Source organism: Myroides pelagicus, from assembly GCF_009711055.1.
GTDB classification, from domain to species: domain Bacteria; phylum Bacteroidota; class Bacteroidia; order Flavobacteriales; family Flavobacteriaceae; genus Flavobacterium; species Flavobacterium pelagicum.
The window spans coordinates 1-25,040 of sequence record NZ_WMJY01000024.1; the positions used below are offsets into that span (position 1 = coordinate 1).

21 protein-coding genes and 2 pseudogenes are annotated in these 25,040 nt (G+C 33.3%); 3 read left to right on the plus strand and 20 right to left on the minus strand.

The genetic code is table 11. The features are described 5' to 3' along the window. The 6 genes from GJV77_RS10640 to GJV77_RS10665 all read right to left on the minus strand — a co-directional run. Nucleotides 1–1,409, minus strand: a 1,409-nt coding sequence (locus GJV77_RS10640) for a BACON domain-containing protein (RefSeq protein WP_155036339.1), incomplete at its 3' end; no start/stop codon positions are given. A 6-nt stretch (nucleotides 1,410–1,415) separates the two neighbouring features. Beyond that, the gene (locus GJV77_RS10645) at nucleotides 1,416–2,336 is read right to left on the minus strand and encodes a phosphodiester glycosidase family protein (protein WP_155036340.1); all 921 of its coding nucleotides are present in this window, start codon (nucleotides 2,334–2,336) and stop codon (nucleotides 1,416–1,418) included. Next, complete coding sequence (locus GJV77_RS10650) at nucleotides 2,336–3,598, minus strand: RagB/SusD family nutrient uptake outer membrane protein (protein WP_155036341.1); 1,263 nt, start codon at nucleotides 3,596–3,598, stop codon at nucleotides 2,336–2,338. Before GJV77_RS10650 ends, GJV77_RS10645 begins: the two co-directional genes overlap by 1 nt. A gap of 11 nt (nucleotides 3,599–3,609) precedes the next feature. Beyond that, nucleotides 3,610–6,957 carry a SusC/RagA family TonB-linked outer membrane protein gene (locus GJV77_RS10655; protein WP_155036342.1) on the minus strand — a complete coding sequence of 1,116 codons (3,348 nt, stop codon included), beginning with the start codon at nucleotides 6,955–6,957 and terminating at the stop codon, nucleotides 3,610–3,612. A 7-nt stretch (nucleotides 6,958–6,964) separates the two neighbouring features. Further along, nucleotides 6,965–7,861 carry a FecR family protein gene (locus GJV77_RS10660; RefSeq protein ID WP_155036343.1) on the minus strand — a complete coding sequence of 299 codons (897 nt, stop codon included), beginning with the start codon at nucleotides 7,859–7,861 and terminating at the stop codon, nucleotides 6,965–6,967. 181 nt (nucleotides 7,862–8,042) lie between these two features. Further along, nucleotides 8,043–8,597 (minus strand): sigma-70 family RNA polymerase sigma factor, encoded by a 555-nt coding sequence (locus tag GJV77_RS10665; RefSeq protein ID WP_240142856.1) that lies wholly within the window; start codon nucleotides 8,595–8,597, stop codon nucleotides 8,043–8,045. A 284-nt stretch (nucleotides 8,598–8,881) separates the two neighbouring features. Between GJV77_RS10665 and GJV77_RS10670 the strand changes: the two genes are divergently transcribed. Together GJV77_RS10670 and GJV77_RS10675 are read left to right on the plus strand one after the other, a co-directional pair. Then, complete coding sequence (locus tag GJV77_RS10670; RefSeq protein ID WP_155036344.1) at nucleotides 8,882–9,856, plus strand: Fic family protein; 975 nt, start codon at nucleotides 8,882–8,884, stop codon at nucleotides 9,854–9,856. Between the two features lie 159 nt (nucleotides 9,857–10,015). After that, nucleotides 10,016–11,311: a Fic family protein gene (locus GJV77_RS10675; protein ID WP_155036345.1), complete on the plus strand. Its 1,296-nt coding sequence runs from the start codon at nucleotides 10,016–10,018 to the stop codon at nucleotides 11,309–11,311. A gap of 135 nt (nucleotides 11,312–11,446) precedes the next feature. Here the strand turns inward: GJV77_RS10675 and GJV77_RS10680 are convergent, their stop codons facing one another. The 6 genes from GJV77_RS10680 to GJV77_RS10705 all read right to left on the minus strand — a co-directional run bounded on the left by GJV77_RS10680 (nucleotide 11,447) and on the right by GJV77_RS10705 (nucleotide 20,177). Continuing rightward, nucleotides 11,447–11,914: a lipocalin-like domain-containing protein gene (locus GJV77_RS10680; protein ID WP_155036346.1), complete on the minus strand. Its 468-nt coding sequence runs from the start codon at nucleotides 11,912–11,914 to the stop codon at nucleotides 11,447–11,449. A 446-nt stretch (nucleotides 11,915–12,360) separates the two neighbouring features. Beyond that, on the minus strand, nucleotides 12,361–14,916 hold the full coding sequence (locus GJV77_RS10685; protein ID WP_155036347.1) for an adenosylcobalamin-dependent ribonucleoside-diphosphate reductase: 2,556 nt from the start codon (nucleotides 14,914–14,916) through the stop codon (nucleotides 12,361–12,363). A 355-nt stretch (nucleotides 14,917–15,271) separates the two neighbouring features. Continuing rightward, nucleotides 15,272–16,768: a hypothetical protein gene (locus GJV77_RS10690; protein ID WP_155036348.1), complete on the minus strand. Its 1,497-nt coding sequence runs from the start codon at nucleotides 16,766–16,768 to the stop codon at nucleotides 15,272–15,274. 13 nt (nucleotides 16,769–16,781) lie between these two features. Next, nucleotides 16,782–17,618 (minus strand): hypothetical protein, encoded by an 837-nt coding sequence (locus GJV77_RS10695; protein ID WP_155036349.1) that lies wholly within the window; start codon nucleotides 17,616–17,618, stop codon nucleotides 16,782–16,784. 215 nt (nucleotides 17,619–17,833) lie between these two features. Further along, on the minus strand, nucleotides 17,834–18,850 hold the full coding sequence (gene galE / locus GJV77_RS10700; RefSeq protein ID WP_155036350.1) for a UDP-glucose 4-epimerase GalE: 1,017 nt from the start codon (nucleotides 18,848–18,850) through the stop codon (nucleotides 17,834–17,836). A gap of 187 nt (nucleotides 18,851–19,037) precedes the next feature. After that, a complete protein-coding gene (locus tag GJV77_RS10705; protein WP_155036351.1) occupies nucleotides 19,038–20,177 on the minus strand; it encodes a DegT/DnrJ/EryC1/StrS family aminotransferase in 1,140 nt (379 codons plus the stop codon). Nucleotides 20,178–20,340: 163 nt separating this feature from the next. On the opposite strand from GJV77_RS10705, the gene GJV77_RS10710 reads away from it, so the two are divergent. Beyond that, a complete protein-coding gene (locus GJV77_RS10710) occupies nucleotides 20,341–20,724 on the plus strand; it encodes an adenylyltransferase/cytidyltransferase family protein (RefSeq protein ID WP_155036352.1) in 384 nt (127 codons plus the stop codon). Nucleotides 20,725–20,759: 35 nt separating this feature from the next. On the opposite strand, the gene GJV77_RS10715 is transcribed toward GJV77_RS10710, so the two are convergent. From GJV77_RS10715 to GJV77_RS10750, 8 genes and pseudogenes are all read right to left on the minus strand, one after another. After that, nucleotides 20,760–21,221 carry a hypothetical protein gene (locus GJV77_RS10715; protein WP_155036353.1) on the minus strand — a complete coding sequence of 154 codons (462 nt, stop codon included), beginning with the start codon at nucleotides 21,219–21,221 and terminating at the stop codon, nucleotides 20,760–20,762. A gap of 8 nt (nucleotides 21,222–21,229) precedes the next feature. Continuing rightward, nucleotides 21,230–21,412: pseudogene (locus tag GJV77_RS15080) on the minus strand (hypothetical protein); the annotation flags it as partial. Between the two features lie 65 nt (nucleotides 21,413–21,477). Beyond that, nucleotides 21,478–21,609: pseudogene (locus tag GJV77_RS10725) on the minus strand (pyridoxal phosphate-dependent aminotransferase); the annotation flags it as partial. 125 nt (nucleotides 21,610–21,734) lie between these two features. Continuing rightward, complete coding sequence (locus GJV77_RS10730) at nucleotides 21,735–22,379, minus strand: acetyltransferase (RefSeq protein ID WP_205012529.1); 645 nt, start codon at nucleotides 22,377–22,379, stop codon at nucleotides 21,735–21,737. Nucleotide 22,380: 1 nt separating this feature from the next. Then, nucleotides 22,381–23,133, minus strand: coding sequence for an SDR family NAD(P)-dependent oxidoreductase (locus tag GJV77_RS10735; RefSeq protein WP_155036355.1), 753 nt, complete (start codon nucleotides 23,131–23,133; stop codon nucleotides 22,381–22,383). Between the two features lie 7 nt (nucleotides 23,134–23,140). Further along, nucleotides 23,141–24,199: a 3-oxoacyl-ACP synthase III family protein gene (locus GJV77_RS10740; protein WP_155036356.1), complete on the minus strand. Its 1,059-nt coding sequence runs from the start codon at nucleotides 24,197–24,199 to the stop codon at nucleotides 23,141–23,143. A 1-nt stretch (nucleotide 24,200) separates the two neighbouring features. Further along, nucleotides 24,201–24,422: an acyl carrier protein gene (locus GJV77_RS10745; RefSeq protein WP_155036357.1), complete on the minus strand. Its 222-nt coding sequence runs from the start codon at nucleotides 24,420–24,422 to the stop codon at nucleotides 24,201–24,203. A 10-nt stretch (nucleotides 24,423–24,432) separates the two neighbouring features. Continuing rightward, a complete protein-coding gene (locus GJV77_RS10750; protein WP_155036358.1) occupies nucleotides 24,433–25,038 on the minus strand; it encodes a sugar transferase in 606 nt (201 codons plus the stop codon). Nucleotides 25,039–25,040: the final 2 nt, after the last annotated feature.

Here is a 25,040-nt window from a genome sequence, read left to right on the forward strand (position 1 = left end):
TTTATACCATTATTTTCAACGCTCGAGGTATTATTGTGCAATAAAGTATTATAAAGATTTACAGTATTATTGCTTTGATTATTTATACAGGCATAACTCTTAGGGCTAGTATTGTTGTATAACGTAGAACTAATAATAGTTAATATAGCATTATCATGAGTTGATATAGCCCCACCATCACCACTTGTAACAGAGTTATTATAAAAATAAGAATTTACAATTGTTGATTTAGAGCTTCCTCTATGATAAAAACCACCAGCATTAGCCCTAGATGAATTATTAAAAACCTTTACAGATGTTAAGTTAACCGTAGATTTATTCAGTGACTGCAATCCTCCGGATACTCCTGCTGCTGTGTTGTTAGATATTTCAGAATCAAAAACATTTAACTCAGAGGCATTAACAAAAATACCACCAGCATTTGAGTTTGTATTTACCCCTGTATTATTACTAATTAGTGAATTGTGTATATTAACTCTACTATTATTATCGATAAACATACCAGCTGCATGACGCCCCGAGGTATTATTAATTATCTCAGAGTTTACCACATTTAAATTTGAGCCAATAACAATCATTCCCGCCCCATGGTCTCTTGGCAATTGCCTTGAGCCAATAGTAACTTTACTAGATTGAGCATCTCCATTACCTTGGGTTATTTGAAGGTTTTCTAAATGCACTTGTAATCCATTAATTTTTTGGGCTAAAACAGTCACTGTATGCACACTGATATTGTTTCCTGAAAGTACAGACTTATATTCCGCACTTGGCTTACTACCTGTGGTTGCATCCTTTGGATATCCACCAATTAATTTAATATTGGCATTAATTAAAAACGTACGATCTTTCTCAAGTCCAGTATCAATCTGGGCATTATCACTTGGATAGTAGGTTCCTTGTTGCAAATGGATAATATCATTATTGTTTTTAGCCAATTCTAAGGCCTTTGATAGACTAGTTGTATTTTGCCAACTACTCCCATCTGACTGTCCATTTTCACTAACATAGTAATTATTGTAAGTATCTTCAATACTAGCTTTTTCTTGTTTAATGGACACAGTTTGAACAGCTTTTTCAGTTATCCAAACCTTCACCTGTGCTGACCTAGGCTCTAAGGCATAATTTCTTGCATAAGAAATAGCAATATTTGTTTGTCCTTTATCACCTTGATTAACACTGGTGGTAATCCATGAGGATTTCGACTCTATCCTCCACGGTAAATTAGAGGTTACAACAAGATTTAGTTCACCTTTATTTTTACTTACCTGAAAATCTGTTTTATCAATAGATAGGTCTGGATCTAAAACACTAAAACTGTATAAATTATCATCACTAGAACAGCTAAGAGAAAAAACTGAAATTAGTAGCAATAAAAAATATTTGATTGAAAAATTAAACTGCGTTTTCATGGGTTACTATTTTGCTTTAGTTATGATAATTCCATTAGCAACCGCTCTTTGATCACCTCCATTATCGGAAGGTAGATTTCTAATATCAAAATTGTTGCTAAATGAACCTGGATTAATAAAAAATGTAGAGCTTCCTCCTCCATCAAAATTAAGAGCACGATCAGCTCCTATGGCTTTCATAAACTCAGCTAAGTCATCATAATCCATACCGTTAGACCATGTATAATTACGCCCATCAACAACCATTAATAAAAGATGATTATCCTTTGTTGTTCCAATAGCTGTTCGGGGATGAACTGCATTGTCTGTTTGCAGGACTTTCTCTGAGTCCTTAACCAGCCATACCCCACCTGATACAGCATATTGCAAAGATTGTTTTTCTTGTTTAAACAACTCAATGTCTTTTAGATAAACCTTATTGAATTTATCTACTGCGAGGTATCCTTTATTTCTATCTATATAACTATCTTTTAAAACCATTCCATTAAAGACAAACACCCCTCTTGGAACTCCAGTGGTCATATCATAGAAATCTCCATTTACCCCACCTACAACCTCAAAGCGGTCATTGACTAATGCCTTTGCTTGTTGAGTCATTGGTTGCATGGAGAATTCCATTTTATTATCCGGCATTGAAGCCACCACTGATACATCAGGTTTATTTAAATCAATATCGTATAGAAAGGTTTTCATGGCTAGACCTTTTTTAGAAAGAAAAGCAAATTCATGTACTTCAACCCCAGGGGTTAAACTATAGGTTGAATCTTTGAATACCTGAGCCACTAAATTGCTATTGTTAACAAGTAGCTCACCTTTTGGAGTTTGTGGGTTTGATTTATAATCTGTAAAACTATCCTCAGCAGTAGTTTGACAAGAAACTTGCAAACTAATAAATAAAGTAAAAAGTAAAAATTTGATTGTTTTCATTAGTATCCTGGATTAGGGGTTAAGTTTGGGTTTAATTGTAATTCTCCACCTGGGATAGGCAGTAGGTGTTGATAGTCTAAAAGTCCTAAATGCTCTGTAGCCTTACCGGTACGCACATAATCATAGTATGAAAACCCTTCGGCTAATAGTTCCATTCTACGCTCTTTTAATACTAGTTCTAACATCTGTTGTTTGTTAGAGGGGTAAACTGGGTCAAGTCCTCTTTTTTCTCTTAATTGGTTTAATCTTTTTGTGGCCAAACCTATCGAAGAGGCCTCTGCACTGATTAAGTACATTTCTGCAAGTCTTGAGATAATAACCGGATCAGTTCCTGTTTGTCCACTAGGGTATTTATTTATACAGTCCTGTCCTCCGGCATTAACAAAAGAAATTGCATGTCTTTTGTCCTCTGGTTTAATAAGAGAGAGTATCTCTTTGGAAGGAGCATATACATAACTACCCTTATTGGGATGCCCATAATTATAAAACAAAGTACTAATGGTTATTGAACTCTCTGAGGAAAGATTCTCAAAGGCAAAAATCACTTCTGAATTGTCTTGTTTACGAAAGATTTTTTCAAATGAATCCAGTGCATATTTTCCACTTTCAATTAGAGACTCTGCTAGTTCTGAGGCTTTATCTAATTTATTTTGTGAAAGCATCACTCTTGCCTGCAATGCTACAACAGCATCTTTAGACACATAGTAGTAATTTTTAGAATCAGACAAAAGCTGTTGAGCCATTTCTAAATCTGCTTCTATTTGCTGCCATACAAGGCTTTTATCTGTTCTTGAGGGTTTCTCTAAAGAGTTTTCTAGTAACAATGGAACATCTCCCCAACGAGTCACTAAACTATAATAGATATAGGCTCTAAAATAATATGCTGTACCACTAACCCTTGTGGTTGTTTGATCCTTTGGTAGGTTTGCTGTTATCGATAAAACGTTATTTACTTGATAAAGTGCACTGTAATACCCCTTCCATCCATTAACAATAAGACTATTTAAAGGATTTAGTGTATTGTTTATAACATCTTTACTTGTTGTGGTTGTCCCTTGAACATTACCCCCTATGATATCATAGAAAATCCATGATTCTCGTCTAGGGTCATTTTGTACATTGTTATACATCCCGCGCTCGAGTGCTGGCAAATCACTAGGTGTTATTGCATCTGGTGATAACCCAGTACTTGGGTATAAATCCAGTTCATTACTACATGAATATAATGACAGAAATAAGAGTCCTATAATAATTTTTTTCATTTTAAAAGCTTTTAAAAGTTTACATTTAATCCTATTGAGAAGTTTTTAGTAGGTGGTACACCCAGAGCATCATTTCCGTAGAATCTAGCATCTAGATTTGCACTAACACTTGGATCCCAACCAGAATACTTCGTCAAAATAAGAAGGTTCGTTGCTTGCATATACACTCTTAATCCACTTAGGTGTATTTTCTCTAGTAGTTTTGAATTAAAATTATAAGCCAAGGTCATCGATTGTATTTTGAAATACGATCCATCCTCAAGCCATCTATCTGAGTTTCTATGATTATTAGTATCCCCCATTATTGCTCTAGGGTACTTATTAGTCGTACCAGGGCCTTGCCAACGATTCACATAATACTCCTCTAAAATTGGGAACCTATCTCCTAGCCTACCCAATACTCCAGACTTCCACTGGGCGTAGATATCATTACCATAAGAGAATGTAGTTTGAATATTCAGTTCAAATCCTTTATAAGAGAAACTATTGTTCCACCCTCCAAAAAACTTAGGATTCGAACTCCCAATAACCTCTCTATCGTTATCATTGATGATATTATTTCCATCGCGATCTCTCCACTTCACATCTCCGGCTCGAACACCTCTTTGATACTGCTGTTGTGGCACCTGTCCATCGTATTGGTAAATCCCTTCTTGAACAAACAAATAATAAGAACCTATATCTTTTCCCACTTGAAGAGCCCTATTGGCCCCGATGGATAAAGGCTCTCCATTATTGTCAATAAGCTGGGTGATTTTATTTTCATTTGAGGCTATATTAAAATTAGACTTCCAATTAAAGTCTGCAAAATCAAAATCAGTTGCCAAAGAAACCTCTATTCCTTTGTTTTGCATAGAACCTATATTGCTTAAGACAGTAGACATTCCTGAGGTTGCATGTATGGGCATTGAATACAACAAATTATTGGTGTTCTTTTTATACATATCCACCGTTAGATTTACTCTTCGCTTTAAAAAAGCTAAATCAATTCCAAGGTTAACTTGATTTGCTTTTTCCCAAGTAAGTCTTTGATTACCAAAACCAGACACTGCTATCCCACTTGCAAGTCCATAATCATTCCCTCCTGATAAAAGAGACTGATAACCATAGTTGCTAATTCCTTCTTGATTTCCAGTACTACCATAACTAAGGCGCAGTTTAGCTCCTAGGTCTATATTTTCCATAAAGGCTTCTTTATCAATATTCCACCCAGCAGAAAACGAAGGAAACCATCCCCAACGCGTATCGGGTGCAAACTTTGAGGACCCATCGGTTCGAAGTGACATGCTAAGCATATATTTACTTAAATAATCAATTGATAATCTGGAGAAATATGATTCCATGGCAAATTCGGTAATATACCCGGTAGCACCTTTAATTTCAGAGGCCACATTAATTACATCAAATGATGCCGATGGAAAACCACGTGCATCAATACCGGTTGTATTATTTTTTACCTTTTGAAAAGTATGACCAGCCATTGCATTGATTCCAAAATCATTAACAACCCCTTGATAAATTAAAACACTTTCTGTTTCAATATTCGTTATTGTACGCTTGGAATCAACCAATCTACCTACACCTGTCCCGTAAGGATGTTTTTCATTGTAGTACAAATAATCATAAGTATAATTATAGTCTGTATTCAAACTATTTTTAAAAGATAGCCCTGGTAGTAGTTTAACATCAGCATATAAATTACCGATATATCTATACATATCTAAATAAGAGGTTTGTTCATTTAGAATCTGAACAGGGTTATGTCTCATCATCTCTTGTGTTCCTCCGATATAGTATTCTCCATTGGGTTTATAGGGTCTATCAAAAGGACGTTGTTCGATTGATCGACCTATAATTGTAGAGCCTAAATTAGGTCCAGGTACTTGATTGTTTTTTACATAAGCCAGATTACTGTTTGTTCCTATGGTTAACCATGGGGTGAGCTCTGATTCTATTTTGGTATTAAGATTATAGCGTTTCATACTATTAGTCTTAATAACTCCTTGTTGTTCTAAAAAAGTCCCACCAATGTAATAAGTTGTTTTTTCTGATCCTCCCGAGAAAGATAGATCTGCATTTGTAAAACTTCCTCTTTGTGTCACCACATCAAGCCAATCAGTATCTGGAAGATCTCCAAAGGGATTATAAATATGAGTTTTAAAATCTGGATCGCCTACAACTAAACCATATTGTTTGTTATAATTATCCACTGCACTGTTATATTGGGCGATATACATTTTTGAATCGGTTATCTTGAGTTTGTTTCTTCCAGAAAACTCAGATATTCCTGTATTAAAATTAAATCTTACTTGGCTAGAGTTTTTCTTTCCACTTTTAGTTGTAATTAAAATAACCCCATTATTTGCTCTAGATCCGTAAATAGCTGCAGCAGCTGCATCCTTTAAAACCTCTATAGATTCAATATCATTGGTGTTTATAGTAGTTAGAGAACTCATGGATTCTCCCATGTTAAAAAGCTGAGCTGATGGATTATAAATTGGAATACCATCCACTACATACAATGGCTCATTACTAGCGCTTATAGAGGAAATCCCTCTAATAGACACGCGCTCACCTGTTCCTAAATTTCCTGAAGTTAAGTTAACATTCACACCAGCCATCTTACCTTGTAAAAGTTCAACAGCTGAGCCTACGTTACGCATATCTTTTTCAGAAACAGAAAGCTTATCAATTGCAGTGGTTAATGTTCTCTTTTCTTGAGTCCCATATCCAACAATGATAATTTCATCCAAATCACTAGAGGCTTGTTCTAAGGTTATAATTAAATTGTCTTTAGCTATTACCTTTTGAGTTTTATAGCCCATAAATGAAAAAGTTAAGCTACTGTTGTGTTTTAAAACATCAATAGTATAGTTTCCCTCAACATCAGTAAAAGTACTTTGATTACTTCCACTTACCTGTACCACTACCCCTGGAAGACCAAGGTTTGACTCATCTAATACCTTACCTGTTAGGGTCTTTTTTTGCTGACTAGAATTAGTTTTTACAGGTTTAGGTTTTTCTTTAAAAGAGATTAGATTATTGTTAATCTGGTAGAGCGTTGAACTATTTTCTGCTATTTGCATTAATAGCGATTCTATATCATTGTTTTGAGTATCTATATAGATTTTTTGGTTTTTATCTATCATCGGACTCACGACAATTTTATAAGAGGACTGGTGCTCTATTTTATCAAAGACAGTGGAAATCGGCACACTGCCCTTATTTAGCACAATACTTTGTGATTCAAATACAGATTGACTGCTTTGATTCAGTGCAAAATTACTTTGACTATACATTAGTATACAACAAGCTATATACAAACGCGTCTTGGCTTTAATACCGGGGGATGTAAACATGTTTTAATTAGTTAATAGTTATGATATTGTTTTTAATACTATAGGAAAGGTTGTGTATAAAACAGAAGCTATCAAGTATATCAATAAGCTTACTATCTCTATAATCTGCCGTTATTCTAAGTTGTTTAACAAAGGCTTTATTAGTTTGAATTTTAACTTTGAACTCCTTTTCAAGAGTTGTACTCCACAACTGGTATGAGGCTTTATTCATCAGTAACGCATCACTTGTTGAGGAAATAATCTGATTATCTGCAGAGTATTTAAACAGTCCATCAGAATACAAATACACGCTTTGATCTTTAGTTAATACAACGCGCTGATTCTGCGTAGCTACCTCTACCTTTCCAGTTGTTACCTTAACTGAATTCTGCTGGGATTGCTCATCAAGTAAAAACGAAGTTCCAAGTACTTTAGTAGTTAGTCTTTGTCCTTTTACTAAAAAGGCTAACTCTTTATTTGGAGTAACCTTAAAAAAGGCTTTCCCTTTTAAGGACAATGATCTGTTTTGTTTATTGTATTGTTTATTTACTTCAAGTGACGAATGAGGATATAATTCAACAAAGGAACCATCTGAAAGAGTAATTGTTTTACTTTCTAAGTAAGTCGTGTAATTTAAAGGCTGCTGTGAGTAATTAACAATAGCACTTATTGATAAACCGATTAGTAATACAACGAAAGCACTTTTTAGAAAAACATACTTTCTTTTTTTTCTGACTCTTGGTTGAATCTTTTTTAGTATTGATAGTCTGATCTTCTGCTTGAGCTTTTGATCAGTTATCAGATCATTAGAAGATTTATTTGTTGTTTGCATATTATAGATAAAATCCTCTATTACTTTATCTTGTAAAGGGGTGGATTTACCTGTGAGGTAATGCTTGAGTATCTCTTTAAATTTCTTCTCCATTATATTTGGCTTATATATACAAGAGAAAAATCTACCCCCTTATCACCTACGCTATTTTCATTGTTAACGATTTGGTAATAAATCACCTAAAAAAAGCATTAAGCGTTAAGTATTCTTAACACTTGAGCAAAAAAAAAAGCCCTCTTAAAAGAAGACTTTTATACAACAACCAATCAAACTCTTAGCAATTTACTAATGGAAAAGCTAAAACAACTAACACCTGTAAATCAACCGAATAAGGCAAATTTGTTCTAAGAATTTTTAATGCCTTTGCTAATTGATTTTCAACTGTACTCTCAGAAATACCTAAATCTTTGGCGATTTCTCTATAACTATAATTTTGATAATATCTCAAAGAGAATACCTGAAAACATCTATCGGGTAATATCTCTTTTGCTTTTTTATAAACTATATCCACTAATTGTTTTCTAAACAATTCAGCTTCTTTATCACTGAGCATTTCATTATCACTTAATGCCTTATAAACTGATTCTAGTTGAACCGTATCAAAAGAGCTTTCACTTAGCATGGAAAGACTTTTGTACTTTACTGCTCTAAGCAAATAAGACTTAGACTGTTGAATATGTAAGTGATCATAATTATTATAGATAGATACAAACACTTCCTGTACGGCATCACTTGCCGAGTCTCTATCTTTTAATATGGTATAAGCATATCTGTATAAGTCACTCCAATATAAATCGTAATTTACCTCTATCCATTTGTTTTTGTCCATGGTCAAAAGTTTAACTTGGGTAAAAGTAGAATTAAAAGTAAACACTTGTATTAAGATATTATTAAACATTAGTAATCAAGCCTATCACAATCAAAAAACATGGCAATAGGCTTATTAGTGTTTTTAAACTTGGACTTGACTACTTATCTAGATTATTACTCTCTAAAAACCAACACAACCCATTAAATATCAATTGCTTTAGTTTTTTGTCGTGTACTTAGCTTAAATTTATTTAGAACGCTATTGATTAAATATATTTAAATATCTTTGTGATACTATCATAAATGAAGCCACCTTATCAGATTACCGATACCATTTTTAAGTTAGTTGTTGACATTTCAGAGCGTTTGGGAGAAATTAATGCTACCCACTTATATAAGCCTCCAACAAAACTACGGAAAAAGAACCGCATAAAAACAATACAATCTTCTTTAGAGATTGAGGGTAATACACTTACAGAAGAGCAGATAACAGCACTTTTAAACGATAAACGAGTAATTGCACCACAAAAGGATATTTTAGAGGTTAAGAACGCTATAAAAGTGTATGAGCAACTACGAGAGTTTAATCCTAATAAGTTAAAGGATTTAGAAAATGCACACGCAATCCTTATGAAAGGATTGATTGATGATGCTGGAAAACTGCGAACTAAAAATGTTGGTATTGTAAAAGGATCAAAAGTTGAGCACGTTGCGCCAAGTGGAACTATGATAAAAGGTTTGATGAATGATTTATTTGATTACCTGAAAACCGACACAGATGTATTACTAATTAAAAGTTGTGTGTTTCATTACGAATTTGAATTTATACATCCTTTTTTAGATGGTAATGGACAAATGGGCAGACTATGGCAAACATTAATCTTAATGCAGAAGTACCCAGTTTTTGAATATCTGCCAGTTGAAAGCCTGATAAAAGAAAATCAAGAGGCTTACTATAAAGCACTGAGTATCTCGGACAAAAAGGCGACTTCTACGCCATTTATAGAGTTTATGTTAAACATTATACTTCAAGCATTAGAGAACCTCCTAAAAACACAAAATAGAACCCTTACAGCAGAAGATAGAATTGAACTATACAAAGATATTATTGGAGATAGTGATTTTAGCCGTAAAGATTATTTATTAAAATACAAAGATATTAGTCAAGCCACAGCAAGCCGAGATTTAAAATGGGCAGTAGAACAAGAAATTTTAATTAAAACTGGAGATAAAAGGTTGACAAAATACAAGTTTAATTCAACCTTAAATCCGCAATAAATAATTTTGCTATTACCAATGATTTTTCAGGTTTATAATGACGCCTACTTAGTGTAAAAAACACTGTTCTATATTCGTAAAAATGCGTTTAACTGGAATAAATTTGTGGAACATACATATTATTGTTAACTTTTGAAGACAATTTAACAATGATGAAAAATGAAACTTGAAAAACCACCAAAATGCGAATTAAATTTTGACTATCTTCAAGGAATTTGGAGAGGTGAATTCAAAGATTTTATCATTAAATCAGACGAGAAATATTATTATTGGGACGATATTAAGTATAAAAAAGACGTACCATTTGGATCTCAGATCGACAATTGGATTTTATTAAAAACTTACAGAACTTCTAAATATCAAGAAATAACTTTTGGTACTTATAGTTTTAGATATTTTCAATCAGAATATATTTCTAAAAACTTACATGATTTTGATTTAAAGTTAATTGGAGGATTACAACAAAATTCTATTCTTCCATCTGATAGAATTGAATTTTTTAAAAATTCACTACTAGAAGAAGCTGTTGCTTCTTCTCAAGTAGAAGGCGCTGCTACAACTACAGAGGTAGCAAGGGATATGCTTAAGACAGGAAGAATTCCGAGAAATGAATCAGAACAAATGATATTCAATAATTTAAGAGCAATTGAATATATAAGTGAATTTTCAGATAACAATATTGATTTTAAGCTTATAATTGATTTACAGAAAATCATCACTGCCAATACAGATGCAGAGAAATATTCAGGCGACTTTAGAGATGGAGAAGTTTATGTCACAGATCATGTAGATGGCGAAATTGCGCACATTCCTCCTGATTGGAAAGAAATTACAGAATTAATGGGTGAATTATGTGAATTTATTAATGATGAGAAAACCTTTATACATCCTATAATAAAAGCTTCTATAATACATTTTATGATTGGTTTTATACATCCATTTAAAGATGGAAATGGTAGAACAGCAAGAGCTTTATTTTATTGGTATTTATTAAAAAAAGGTTATTCCTTAGTAAGAAACATTTCTATATCAAGAGTCATTTTAGAGTCAAGATCTCAATATGACAAAGCATTTTTAAAAACAGAGTATGACCAGAACGATTTAAATTATTTTATAACCTATTCAATTAAAAATATACGTATTGCATTTGAAAAATTAACTCAATATCGAGACAAAAAGCTTGAAGAAAGAAAAAAAGCCAATCTTGTTTCTTATGAATTACTTTCTAAAGGTTTAAACAAAAGACAAGCTGATTTGGTAGGTTTTTTATACTTAAAAGAAAAAAATAATATAACTTTAAGTTCTTATGCAGAAAAACATGAAGTTGTAAGGCAGACAGCAAGTAAAGATTTAAGTGAACTTATTAAATTAGGTTTATTGGTTGAAGATAAATCAACAAAACCATTTAAATATACTTTACAAAGTAGAAAAGCAATATCTGATTTTATTAAATAAATTATAATTTGGTACTAAGTACACGACAAAAAACTAAAGCAATTGATATTTAATGGGTTGTATTGGTTTTTAGAGTAACAAAAAAAAGCTACCTAGAAAATCTAGATAGCTCTTATATTTTACTCTATAATAAAACTATTTGCTTACACACTCTAACTTAACGAAAGTAGTTCCTTTAGGATATTTTTCTCCTTCTACTGCTGACTCTGTCAAAGGTTCAAGATCCAAAAGGACTAATTTACTTTTACTCACTTCTGTGATTTCATACTCTTCATTATATCCTTCTTCATCAGTAATAGAAATTTTACTCCCTGTAATTACAAATTTATTACTGCTTGTTTCAGTTCTACACTCATTAATGTCACCATTTATATATTTATAAGAGTATTTTGAAGTCCAAACATCACCTTTAAACTCTAACTCATCATTACCACATCCATCATTATTAGAAGCTGGTTGCTCACCAATTACTTTCTTATCTTTATCTAAAAAGATAATTTTTGAATCTTTCCATGTTCCTTGAATTTCTGTCTTGTAATCTGGTGTCCCATTACTATTGTCATCACTAGAACATGCTAATACACTAACCCCCATTACAGCCATAACTGCAAATAAAAATTTTTTTTCATAACTTTACTTTATATTAATTTTAAGCAAAATTAAATCTTTTTTCTCAAAAAACAAACAAAGACATTATTTGTCATTTAATAGTAAAATTAAAAAACAATCATATTTTTAAAATAAATCACAATAGCACAGTAATTACTCATTTACTATTCTTGACATCATTTTTCATTCCTTTAAAATTCAAAAGTTTGTTTACTTTTTCTAAAACAAAAGCGCTGTGTAGTTTTTATACATCAGCACTTTTATTTTAATAAGCATTATATGATATAAAGTAACATATTACCTATCAATGAGTATGCAGTATAGAATAAGTGGTAGAGTAGCTAGTGGAATATCCACTAAATTACTTATATCTAAGTTTAACCCAGTACAAAGTATCCGTTTAAACCAATTTCTGCCTGATTTAAAAAAAGCTTTTTTAATCAAGAACATTTCGACAAGCCACAATCCTTACAAATAAGACATCCTTCTTGATACACCAGCGATGTTGAGCCGCAGTTATCACACTGTTGTCCTTTTACATGGGTACCGTCAGGAACAAACTTTTTTAAAGCTCTTGATACTCCATTTTTCCATGTGTTGATAGATTCACTATCTAACTGTAAAGAATTGATCAGTTCAACAACCTTTTCAATTTTCATCCCGTGTCTAAGAGTACTTGAGATTAGTTTGGCATAGTTCCAGTATTCTGGATTAAAGCGATAAGACAACCCTTCTATAGTGGTTTTATATCCGCGTTTGTTTGTGAATTGAAAGTCATAACGAGAATTTCCCTGCTCATCTTTATTCTTAATAATAAAACCTTCGTTTATTCCTCTCGGTAGTAAGATTCCATCTTCATCATCAGCTAAACCTGTAAAAATCTCATAAGGTCTGTTGTCAATTTTCCCTATAAACGCAATCCATTTTTCTTTGTTATTTTGAAAGCGTACTATGTCACATTCTAAAACTTGAGGTCGTTTAGTTGAAAAGCTTAATTGACCTGATTCTTTGGAAGAGTCTTTAGATTCGGTTGAAATTAAAACTCCTGAACGAGAACCATCTCTATAAACAGTTACACCTTTACATCCAACCTCCCACGCGCGCATATACAACTGATCAACTAATTGTTCAGTGGCATGATTTGGAATATTAATGGTTACTGAGATAGAGTGATCAACCCATTTTTGAATAGCGCCTTGCATTTCAACCTTACTCAACCAATCAATATCGTTAGAACAAGCCTTAGCGTAAGGAGACACGCTTATTAATTGGTTTATTTGCTCTTGTGTATAATTCTTCTGTGTATCATATCCGTTTATTTGCATCCATTGTTTAAATCGATGATGAAATACGATATACTCCTGCCATGAGTCTCCTATTTCATCAACAAAATCAACTGTTGCTTGTTTATCATTTGGATTCACTTTTCTTCTTCGTTTATACACAGGCATAAATACAGGTTCAATACCAGAGGTTGTTTGACTCATTAAAGAAGTACTTCCTGTTGGGGCGATAGTCAGCAAAGCTATATTCCTTCTACCATTTTCAATCATGTCTTTATATAGTTGAGCATCGGCTTGTTTAATACGTAAAATAAACGGATTATTCTTTTCTCTATCACTATCATATATAGTAAAAGCACCTCTTTGTTTGGCTAATTCAACCGATGACCTATATGCGGATAAGGCTAATGTTTTATGAACTTCAACACAAAAATCTATGCCTTGACTACTACCGTACTGAATACCTAATGCAGCTAGCATATCGCCTTCTGCTGTTATCCCTAGACCTGTTCTTCTGCCTTGCTTTGCTTTGTTATAAATCTGAATCCATAGTTCTTTTTCTATTTTTTTGACAGAATCATCTTCGGGATCTTGGTTAATTTTATCTAAAATGATCTCTATTTTTTCAAGCTCTAAATCAATAATATCATCCATTAATCTTTGAGCTAATTCCACGTGTTTTTTAAACAAATCAAAATCAAAGTAAGCATTTGATGTAAATGGATTAACAACATATGAAAACAAATTAATCGCTAATAAGCGGCAGGAATCATAGGCACACAATGGAATCTCTCCACACGGGTTAGTTGAGATAGTTTTATAACCTAAATCCGCATAACAATCCGGTATTGATTCATTTATAATTGTATCCCAAAATAGTATACCCGGTTCAGCTGACTTCCATGCATTATGTACTATTTTACCCCACAGGTCATTAGCCTGAATCTGTTTTGAGAAAAGTGGTTTAGAACTAAAAATTGGATATTTCTGAGTGTATTGTTGTTTATCTCTAACTGCTTTCATAAAAGAATCATCGATACGCAGCGACACATTTGCTCCTGTTATCTGTCCTGCTTGTAGTTTTGCATCAATAAAATCTTCTGAGTCTGGATGATTAACAGATACAGAAAGCATCAAGGCTCCCCTTCTACCGTCTTGGGCAACTTCCCTTGTTGAATTAGAATAACGCTGCATAAATGGAACTAATCCTGTGGAGGTTAATGCTGAGTTTTTTACCTCTGCTCCCTTAGGTCTTATGTGTGATAAATCATGACCAACTCCACCACGACGCTTCATCAACTGGACTTGTTCTTGATCAATTTTCATAATTCCTCCATAAGAATCACTTTCTCCATTATTTCCAATTACAAAACAATTTGATAAAGAAGCTATTTGATAAGGATTTCCAATTCCTGTCATCGGACTACCCTGAGGAATTAAATATCTAAATTTATCAATTAAGTCATAAATATCATTTTCAGACAGAGAATTACTATACTTTTTTTCTATTCTGGCTATTTCTTTTGCTATGCGTCTATGCATCTTATCAGGTGTATCTTCAAAAATATCACCTTGAGAATTCTTCAATGCATATTTATTTACAAATACGCTCGCCGCTAGAGCATCACCATTAAAATAAACAGTAGATGCCTCAATGGCTTGTTCTGATGTATAAGACACTTGTTTGGAGTTAGTTTTTTTTGATTGTTTCATGTTTTTTAATTTTCAAACTAAAGTAAAAACCAAACAACTAATAATTAATGATAATTATCAAAGCCTACAAAAACAAACCACAAACACCTTAAAATCAAATAACTACAAACAAACCTTATCAAAAAGTTTTACTTTTTTATCATTTTAAAAAATCTTAAAACTAAAAAGTATACTATTTAGATAACTCAGTTTGATTTATGCCAGTGATTTCGGAGTGCTTTTTAATCTACTTCACATAGCTATATCATTTGTTCAACAAAAAAGAATCTAATAATAGATTCTTCATACATTACATCACTAATATGCCCCTTAACAGATTCACAGTTTTGTACATCGATAAACTATACCTTATAAACTAATTAATCATAAAATTATCTAAATCATCCATGTTTTTTATAATAAGATCTTCTCTTACATTCAATAATCTACAAAGCTCAATACTACCATAAAAACTAACTGCAGCATCTTTACTTAATGCAGCTTGAAAATAACTCCCGCGCTTAGTAAAGTAGGCATCCATTTTACTTATAATACTTTTAGTTTGTTGATCAAGCTTATTAATCAATGCATCATAATCCTTTCGCATTTTTTCTGCTAAATCTTTGTCTTTTTCAGAAAAAATAAAGCGACTAACCTCCAGACCTGCCTTTGCTATACAAACACCAAGAATCGCTCCTAATACAGGTATTGGAATAACAACTTGCCCCAAAGAAGCACCAATTGCCGCTAATCCGCCTTCTACTGATAAAGCACTTAACGAATCAATATATTCCTGCTTAGAAATAGTTTTATTTTTATATTGAAAATATAAAGATGAGGCTCCTACTGTTACGCTAACTATTGCACCTGCAAATGGAGCAGAAAAACCTATAACTTTTGTAGCCCCATATATCCCTAGACCACTAATACCTCCCGTTAATCCACCTTTTGTAAAATCATAACCTATAGATTTCCAATCATCAATTGTAAATTCAGTAATATCCTTGCCTTGTTTTATGATTGAATACACTTTTAACCCTCCTGCCATAGCCCCTGACACACCTGCTCCAATGGCTGAAAATTTAAATGCCTCACCCCAAGAGGGTTGTAATATGTTTTGTGCTTGTATCGTTTTCTGATCCCTTTCTAAGAATATTTCTTTGCGCTTATCATTATGAGTAGATATAAATTCTGTTTCATACTTATTCAGAGTTTTATCAACAGCACCTAATTGTACTTCTCCGTAAGTAGAAATACCTGGTTTTACAATTTTATGAAAAGGCTTCCCTGTATATTGCTCTAGCTTTAATATAGTTTCTTTTAATTTTTCAACACTTCTACTACTTAAATTTCCGAGTTGCTCCCCTTTCAACGCCTTATCAATAAGCTCATACTGATCTTTAGGAATGTGATAAGAACCACCATTGTCAGTAAAGTTAGGATACTTTTCTAAGTGAGAATAAACGTGCTTTAAACCAGCATTAGCACCATTGATAAATTTAGACTGAACTAATTGATTATTAACAATATAATCTTCAGGTGCTAACCTACCTACATTTTCAAAAGTTGCAGTAGGTCTTACTCCTTGCATTATTGAACGAGCATTACGTATATTAACCTCAATTTGTTCTGCTACTTCTCCATGTTTAGTTTTAATAGAACCTAGAATATTCTGAGGTGAAGAAACAAAATCTCTAATTTTTTCTACCTGAACAAAACTACCAGCTAACGCAGTATCTGCATATTGCATCTTTTCCATTGCCTGGCATTGAATTTTGGTTAATGTATCTGAATATAGAGCGCCTTGCTTTTGAATCTCACTGACAATTTTACTAGCTACAAATTGATCAACAATTATATTTTTACTATTCATGGATAAGAATAAACTAAACGATACGTTTATTAATTAACTCTCCCATCGCTCTTGTATTATTAATCAAGCCAGCTAACCTTTTTTTCTGAATGTCATCAAAATCCAAGTAATTATCAGGACATAAACGTAATAAAAGTGTCAAATCTAAAGCTGATTTTAAAGAAGTCGTTTCTTCGATATAATAATTTAACTTTGTTGATACTTGGGTTAATTCAGCTATTTGCTCTTCAACTTTAATAATTTCTTCTTTAGCTTGCTCTGCAGCCTTTTTATTTTTACTAGCTGCAAATGCACCACCACCAGCAATTAAAACCCCAGCAATTCCCCATCCAAGTGGACCTGCTAATGCAAGCAAGGCACTTCCCCCTGTCATACCTGCACCTCCTGCTGTTAATGCTCCTCCACCTAACCATGCTAAAGCTGCGTTTGTCGCCGCTGCTCCTGAAAGTGATGCAATAGCAGTACCTGTAGAGGCTGTACCAAAAGTCGTTGCTATAGCCATTGCTGCCGTTGGTCCTAACGAAGTCACAGCTCCTCCAACCACTAAACCAGTTCCTGCAGCTGATGCTCCTTTTATATTATTAGACATATTTTCATCTTCAATACGCACTGCTTGATTAAATTCTTTGATATTTAACTTTACTTCCTGAATGTCTCTAAGAAATTCCTTAGGTGTATTAGCTAACGTATTTATATATTCTTCAACTCTTTGTATAGCTATGGAAGCAGATTTTCTTTGTACATAAAGATTAATGGCTTTCTCATTTACTACATCAATTATTTCTTTAAGTCTTACTTCACTTTGTCTTAAACGTTGAATACTTTCCTTTTTTGCACTATTAAAAAACATAATCACTAATATTAAATTAATAAAAAACTATAATGATAAATTATCACTGCAATACAAATGAAATACAACTTTAAAAACTATAAAAGATATTTTGGGTAACCATCCACTTTTTACTAGTAAAGCATCGAAGATTCTAAATTTTAAACCCTCTACTTCTAAAAACAAAAAAAGCTACAACACTCATGTCATAGCTTTTATATCTTTATTTTTATACGCTACCCTCTTACCTTCTGTTCCCACTTCCAAGCACTTGAAAGCATATCATCAAGAGTCTTAGTTGGTTTCCATCCCAGTACATCTCGAGCTTTCGAGTTATCAGCATAGGCCATATCCACATCCCCAGGGCGGCGATCAACAATTTTATAGTTTAGTTTGATACCGCTAACCCGCTCAAAAGAATGAACTAGTTCTAAGACAGAATATCCCTGTCCATTACCAACATTAAACGATTCTATTTGTTCAGTGTTCTCTTTATCCAGTAGACGCTTTAAACCACGTACGTGAGCGTCGGCTAAATCCACTACATGGATATAATCGCGAACACACGTACCATCAGGAGTATTATAGTCATTACCATAGATTGATAAAAACTCACGAACCCCAACAGCTGTTTGTGTTATATAAGGAATCAAATTATAAGGCACTCCTAAAGGAGATTCTCCTATATGACCAGATTCGTGTGCGCCTATTGGATTAAAATAGCGAAGTAAGATTGCCTGAATTGGGTAAACCTTAGACAAATCAATAATAATCTCTTCCCCTACTTGTTTAGTATTCCCATACGGAGATAAAGCCGATTTTATTGATTCATTTTCAGCTACAGGCATAGTTTCCGCTTGACCATATACGGTACAAGAAGAGCTAAAGATAAGCTTATCTAAACCACTTTCTTGCATAGCTGATAGTACATTAATAAGCGAAAAGAAATTGTTTTCGTAATACATCAATGGTTTAGCCATACTCTCTCCTACGGCTTTAGAAGCTGCAAAGTGAATTACTCCATCTATCGATGTTTTATACTCGTTAAAAAAGGCATGAACCAGCGCTTTATTGCGTAAGTCCATTTTCACAAACTCAGGTTTAACTCCACTAATTGCTTCAATCCCCTCTAGAACCTCTATAGAGGCGTTAGACAAGTCATCTATAACAATAACCTCATACCCCTTTGCTTGTAACTCCACTACGGTATGTGATCCAATAAACCCTAACCCTCCTGTAACTACTATTTTCATCCGCTTATTTTTCTATTTATACTTTTTTCTATCGACTAATAGAAATGCTTTATATTTTGCTAAAATTCAAACACCAAATTTACCTTATTTATCATTTCTAACAAACCCTTTATTTACTATAAACAAGAAAACCACTACTAAATAGCAGTGGTTTCTCTTGTTAACTATAATATTATTTTTTTAATACTTACTTTTTAAAAAAAGCTCGAACCGCAATGGCAATACGCTCTCTATCTTCATCAGAGAGATTACTACCCGATGGAAGACAAAGCCCTGTTTCAAACAATTTCTCGGCTACTCTACCCCCGTAGTAAGGAGCATCTTGAAAAATAGGCTGCATATGCATTGGTTTCCACAGTGGACGCGTCTCTATATTTTCCTCTAATAATGCTAAGCGCAATTGTTCTCTGCTGTGACCACACACTGCCTCATCAAGCGTAATACAGCTCAACCAATGGTTGGAATAAAAATCACTCGTTGGCTCTGTAAATACGGTTACACCAGCAATCTCTTTAAAGAGCTCTACATAAAAAGCGTGATTAGCACGACGAGACGCAATGCGATCAGCTAATACCTCCATTTGACCACGACCAATCCCTGCCACGATATTACTCATACGGTAGTTGTATCCGATGTGAGAGTGTTGGTAGTGAGGAGCATTATCACGCGCTTGAGTAGATAAGAACACCGTTTGATCCTTTTGGTCTTTCGTCTGACACACCAGTGCGCCACCCCCAGAAGTCGTGATAATCTTATTCCCGTTAAAGCTCAATGCTGCCATAGTACCAAAGGTACCACACATCTTTCCTTTATAGGTACTTCCTAGTCCCTCTGCAGCATCTTCTAATACAGGTATTTCATATTTCTTAGCCACAGCTAAGATCTCATCCATCTTCGCAGGCATACCGTATAAGTGAACTGGAATAATCGCTTTGGGTTTTTGTCCGGTAGCCATAGCACGCGATTTTATCGCTTCCTCTAGTGCTACTGGGCACATATTCCACGTATCTGCTTCACTATCCACAAACACCGGCTTAGCCCCTAGATAAGCAATTGGGTTTGCAGAGGCTGAGAACGTCATAGTTTGACAGATTACCTCGTCTCCTGCCACAACGCCAAGATTCACCAATCCAAGGTGTAAAGCAGCTGTTCCTGCGCTTAGTGCGGCTACTTGCACCTCTTCACCTAAGAACTTCTCTAAATCTTCTTCGAATCCATTTACATTAGGCCCTAGTGGTGCCACCCAGTTACTCTCAAAAGCTTCGTTTACATACTTCTGCTCATTTCCTCCCAAGTGGGGAGAAGATAACCATATTTTTGCTTTCATTATGTTGTGTATTTTTGTTCTAATTTTTGAAGTGTTAAAGGTAAAGAGATTTATACAACTTTTATATAAATCAGGGGTTTTATATAAATTTTTTTTACACATTGTATAATGTAGAGTCTTTAAAAAAAACTAATTTTGTTTCTTCAAACAACACCTTATAACTATGAAAGTAGGAATCACCTTCCTTGCCTTCGAATTTTTACACGCTGGTTATATTCAAATGCTTGAAGAAGCCAAAACCCAATGTGATTACCTTATCGTTGGCATTAACACCACTGCTAAAAAAGAAAGAAAACTCCCTCTTGTCAAAGAGTATTCTTTAATAGAACGATACATCGCCCTTAAAGGATGTAAATATGTAGATGAAATTATACCCTATGAAACAGAACAAGACTTAGAAGATATTTTAAGCATCTATAAAATTGATTTACGTATCCTAGGAGAAGAATACAAACACAAAGACTTTACTGGTAAACAGGTTTGTATCAATAAAGACATTAAACTGTATTATAACAAACGAGATCTAAGACCTAAGAAGGTCTATTAATAGAAAAACACGCTAAAAAGCGTGTTTTTTTTATTCTATTTTCCCATAATCTCAACTGAGCGCTTTTCCCTAAAAAAAGCGATTCCATGTATAAGTAACAAAACAAGAAATATCCCAATGGCATATATCCAACGATAAGTATTATCTACTAGCAAATGTTCTAAAACGATATAAGCAGAAGCTATGGCTATCCCTAACACAAATACGAAACGCAATCGCCTACTGCTTAATAGAATAAAAGACACCACACACAAGGCAAAAATCCACCACCATTCCCATTGTTGGTTAGCTGTTAAATATAATATTAAAGCGAGACACTCTAATTTAATAAACTGCGTTACTGATCGTATAGCCAGAGTATCTGAATCATTTTCAACCAATTGTTCTAATATAGCATAAGAAACTCCATCCTGTTTATGTTCAGCTATCGGTTCCTTTGGTATTTTTACTTCTACTTCATCACCACATCCCTGACATTTAACTCTTATTTCATCCATAATATATTTTAGTTATTGTTATATTTTATAATCTTTCCTGGATTTCCGACGACTATCGCGTAATCAGGCACATCTCGAATAATAACAGCTCCTGCTCCTATAGTACACCACTTTCCTATCTTAATACCTTGTATAACAGAAGTACCTATCCCGATATGCGTTCCTTCGCCTACTTCTACATTTCCTACCAGGCAATATTAAGATATATATGTAATTTTACTAATAAACAATCTCTTATACCCACCACCTAGGCACTTTTCAAATCAGCTTCGAATCCATTCACATTTGGTCCTAGTAGCGCCTCCCAAATCATTTTAAAAGCTTCGTTTACATACTTCTGTTCATTTCCTCCCATGTGAGGAGAAGATAACCATATTTTTGCTTTCATTATGTTGTGTATTTTTGTTCTAAATTTTGAAGTGTTAAAGGTATAAATTTATAAAATATATTACTCTCAAATTGAATCAGATTATATAGGCTTGAGGAAATTACCTTATTAAAGTGTTATTATACTTACTTCAATACAGTAATAATCTTTTCTTTAAACTTATGAAAAATGACTGAATCATCTCCTATGTTCTTATCCAAAATCATCCCCGCAGCAATTTTATTGCGGTTTCCTACAGTAATACTAGGGATACTTGCAGAATTAACACCAAATAAATTTTCATCTCCAATACAAGTATTTCCCGAAAAACTAACATTTGGCGCTATAAAATTAAACTTTCCAATTCTAGTATCATGACCTATACTTGCTCTTGAATTAACCAATGTAAAATCTCCTATTCTTGTATTTGGTCCCAAATTCACAAATGGTGCAATAACTACTCCTATTCCCAACTTTGCTGATGGAGAAACATAAGCCGTATTATGAATAATATTAACAAATTTTGCTTCCGCCTCTAAAAACCTTTTTACAATAGGCAATTTATAAACAGCATTAGCTATTGCTATTACATAAAATACATCTTTGATAATTTTATGATCTCTAATACTCCCAAGATAAGGTGCCGAAAAATTATACTTCCCATAACTTTCCATATTATCATCAATCACACCTACAACCTCATACTCAAAATTCTGACGATTATTAAATGCTATATATTCGTCAATTTCTATGGCATTGCCGCCTGCTCCTATTATAATAATTTTCTTCATATTACTTTGCTGTATAACCTCCATCTACAATTACATTTGTTCCAGTTATCCATCTTGCTTCATCAGATAGTAAGAAAACACACGTATTAGCAATGTCTTCAGGTTTACCTAAACCTAAAGGATGTAACTTCTCAACTCTCGAATATGCATCTTCACTTTTAGCATAAACAGCATTACCACTCATAGGGGTCTCTACTACACCAGGAGAAATACAATTAACACGAATCTTTTTTGAAGCTAACTCCAATGCCAAGGATTTTGAACCAGAAATAAGAGCTCCTTTTGTCAAACTATATATTGTTTTACCCGACTCTCCAACAATACCCATAACAGAAGATATGAAAACAACACTCATTCCTTCTTTATTACGAAATTTCATACCTGTTACTAATTTTGTCAAATTAACAGCGCCATACACATTTGTCTGCATAAACTTATCAATATTAGCAGGATTGATATATTTTAAAGGTAGGGTTGTTGATATTCCTGCAGAATGAATTATTCCATCATAAATCAAATTCAAACTAGATAAAGCCTTATTTACTTCTTCATAATCTGTAACATCAACAGAAACTAAATGATGTTTTCCCTTAGAAGTTAATCTAATTGATTCTAATTTTTCACGAGATCTTCCTATAAGTACAAGATTAGCTCCCATCTTATCAAGTAATTCCACGCAAGCTAACCCAATACCAGAGGAAGCCCCTGTAATTAAAATTGTTTTCCCTTCAAGAGAAAAAAGAGAATTATTCATAAATATTTTATATTTCTACAATATGACTAATATAACTATCCGCTATTTTAATATATGCACATCCCCATGACATACCAACACCAAAACCTGATAAAAACAAGCTTTTATTTCCTTCTAATTTGCCTCTTAATTCAGAAACAATTGTCAAAGGAATTGAAACAGAAGATGTGTTTCCGAATTTTGCAATGCTACTAGGAACTTTATCAATACTAACCTTTAATTTTTTAGCCAAATAAGAATTCATAAAATCATTAGCTTGATGAAAAACAAAATAGTCTGTAGAATTTGTATCTATATTACCAAAAGATATTAACTTCTTAAAATCTTTCGGAACTTCTTTTAAAACAAAATTAAAAACGTCTCCTCCTTTCATAACACCATGTTCAGCACTACGGATATTACCATATTCATCTACTACCCTTTCTTCAACTGTTTCACAAGTACTCATATTTCTATATCCACCCGCTTCTATCTTAATTAAGTCTGACAGAGCTCCATCTGAATTCATTGAAAAAAAACTTTCACCATATTTCTCATCATTTTCAATCAAAACAGCTGTACCACCATCACCAAATAAAAAGGCTGTTTTTCTATCTTTTGGAGAATAAACCTTTGAACGTGTCTCTCCATTTAAAAGTAAAGCTTTCTTAAAATTTCCGGTTTGCATATAAGCATAAACAGTTGATAAGCCATAAATAAAACCAGAACACCCAAGTGAAATATCGAATGCTATAGTATCTTTATTTAAGCCTAACCTATCTTGCAAACTAATTGCTGTAGCGGGCATACGATAATCGGGAGTTTGGGAAACAAACACCAAAAGATCAATATCTTCTCTACTCACGTTTAGATCATCTAATAATTTATTAGCCGCAGCATAACACAAATCAGAAGAACACTGCTCATGTGTAACAAACCTACGTTCTTTAACTCCAATTTTATCAACTACTTCCTTCACGTCTTCTGACTTAAAGAACTCCGTATATTCATAGTTATTTATAACTGTTGCAGGTACAGCAGCACTAAAACCTCGAATACCTACATTATTAAATTTTAATAAAGGCATCTTATTTTAATTTTTGAATTTCATCATATAATTCTTGTAATGAACTACAAGAATTAACCTTATCATCAGGAACTTGAACATCATATTCCTCATCTATCATTACTATCAATGATAACTTATTTAAAGAATCCCATTCATCATATTCCTTAAAATTATCTGTCATTTGAATATCCCTATCTTCAATCTCTAATGCCTCTTTTATTTTTTCTAAAAATTCTTTCATAATATAATTTTTAATTATTTCCTCTAAACGGTTCTGTAGTAGCTTGTCCAGCTTGATTTACTCCTTCCCTAACAAAAACCTTCTTAATTGTTAAAAAGAAAATCTTTATATCTAATACAAAGCTAAGATTATCTACATAATAAACATCTAATTCAAACTTTTTCTTCCAAGAAATTGCATTGCGACCATTGACCTGTGCCCAACCTGTAATTCCTGGTTTCACTTCATGCCTGCGTTGTTGCTCCGCATTATATAATGGTAAGTATTGAGGTAGCAATGGACGAGGTCCTATTAAACTCATATCCCCTTTTAACACATTAATTAACTGGGGTATTTCATCAAGAGATGTTTTACGTACAAATGCTCCAATAGAAGTCAATCGCTCAGCATCAGATAGTAAATTACCTTCACTATCTATCTTATCATTCATTGTCTTAAATTTCACTATCCTAAAGATATTTCCTCCTTTACCTGGACGTGCCTGAAAGAAGAAAGGTTTTCCTTGATTAACAAAATACAACCCTATAACCACAACAATAAAAATAGGACTTAATAATGTTAATCCTATTAAAGCAGCTATAAAATCAAATACTCGTTTAAAAAAATGTTTATACATAA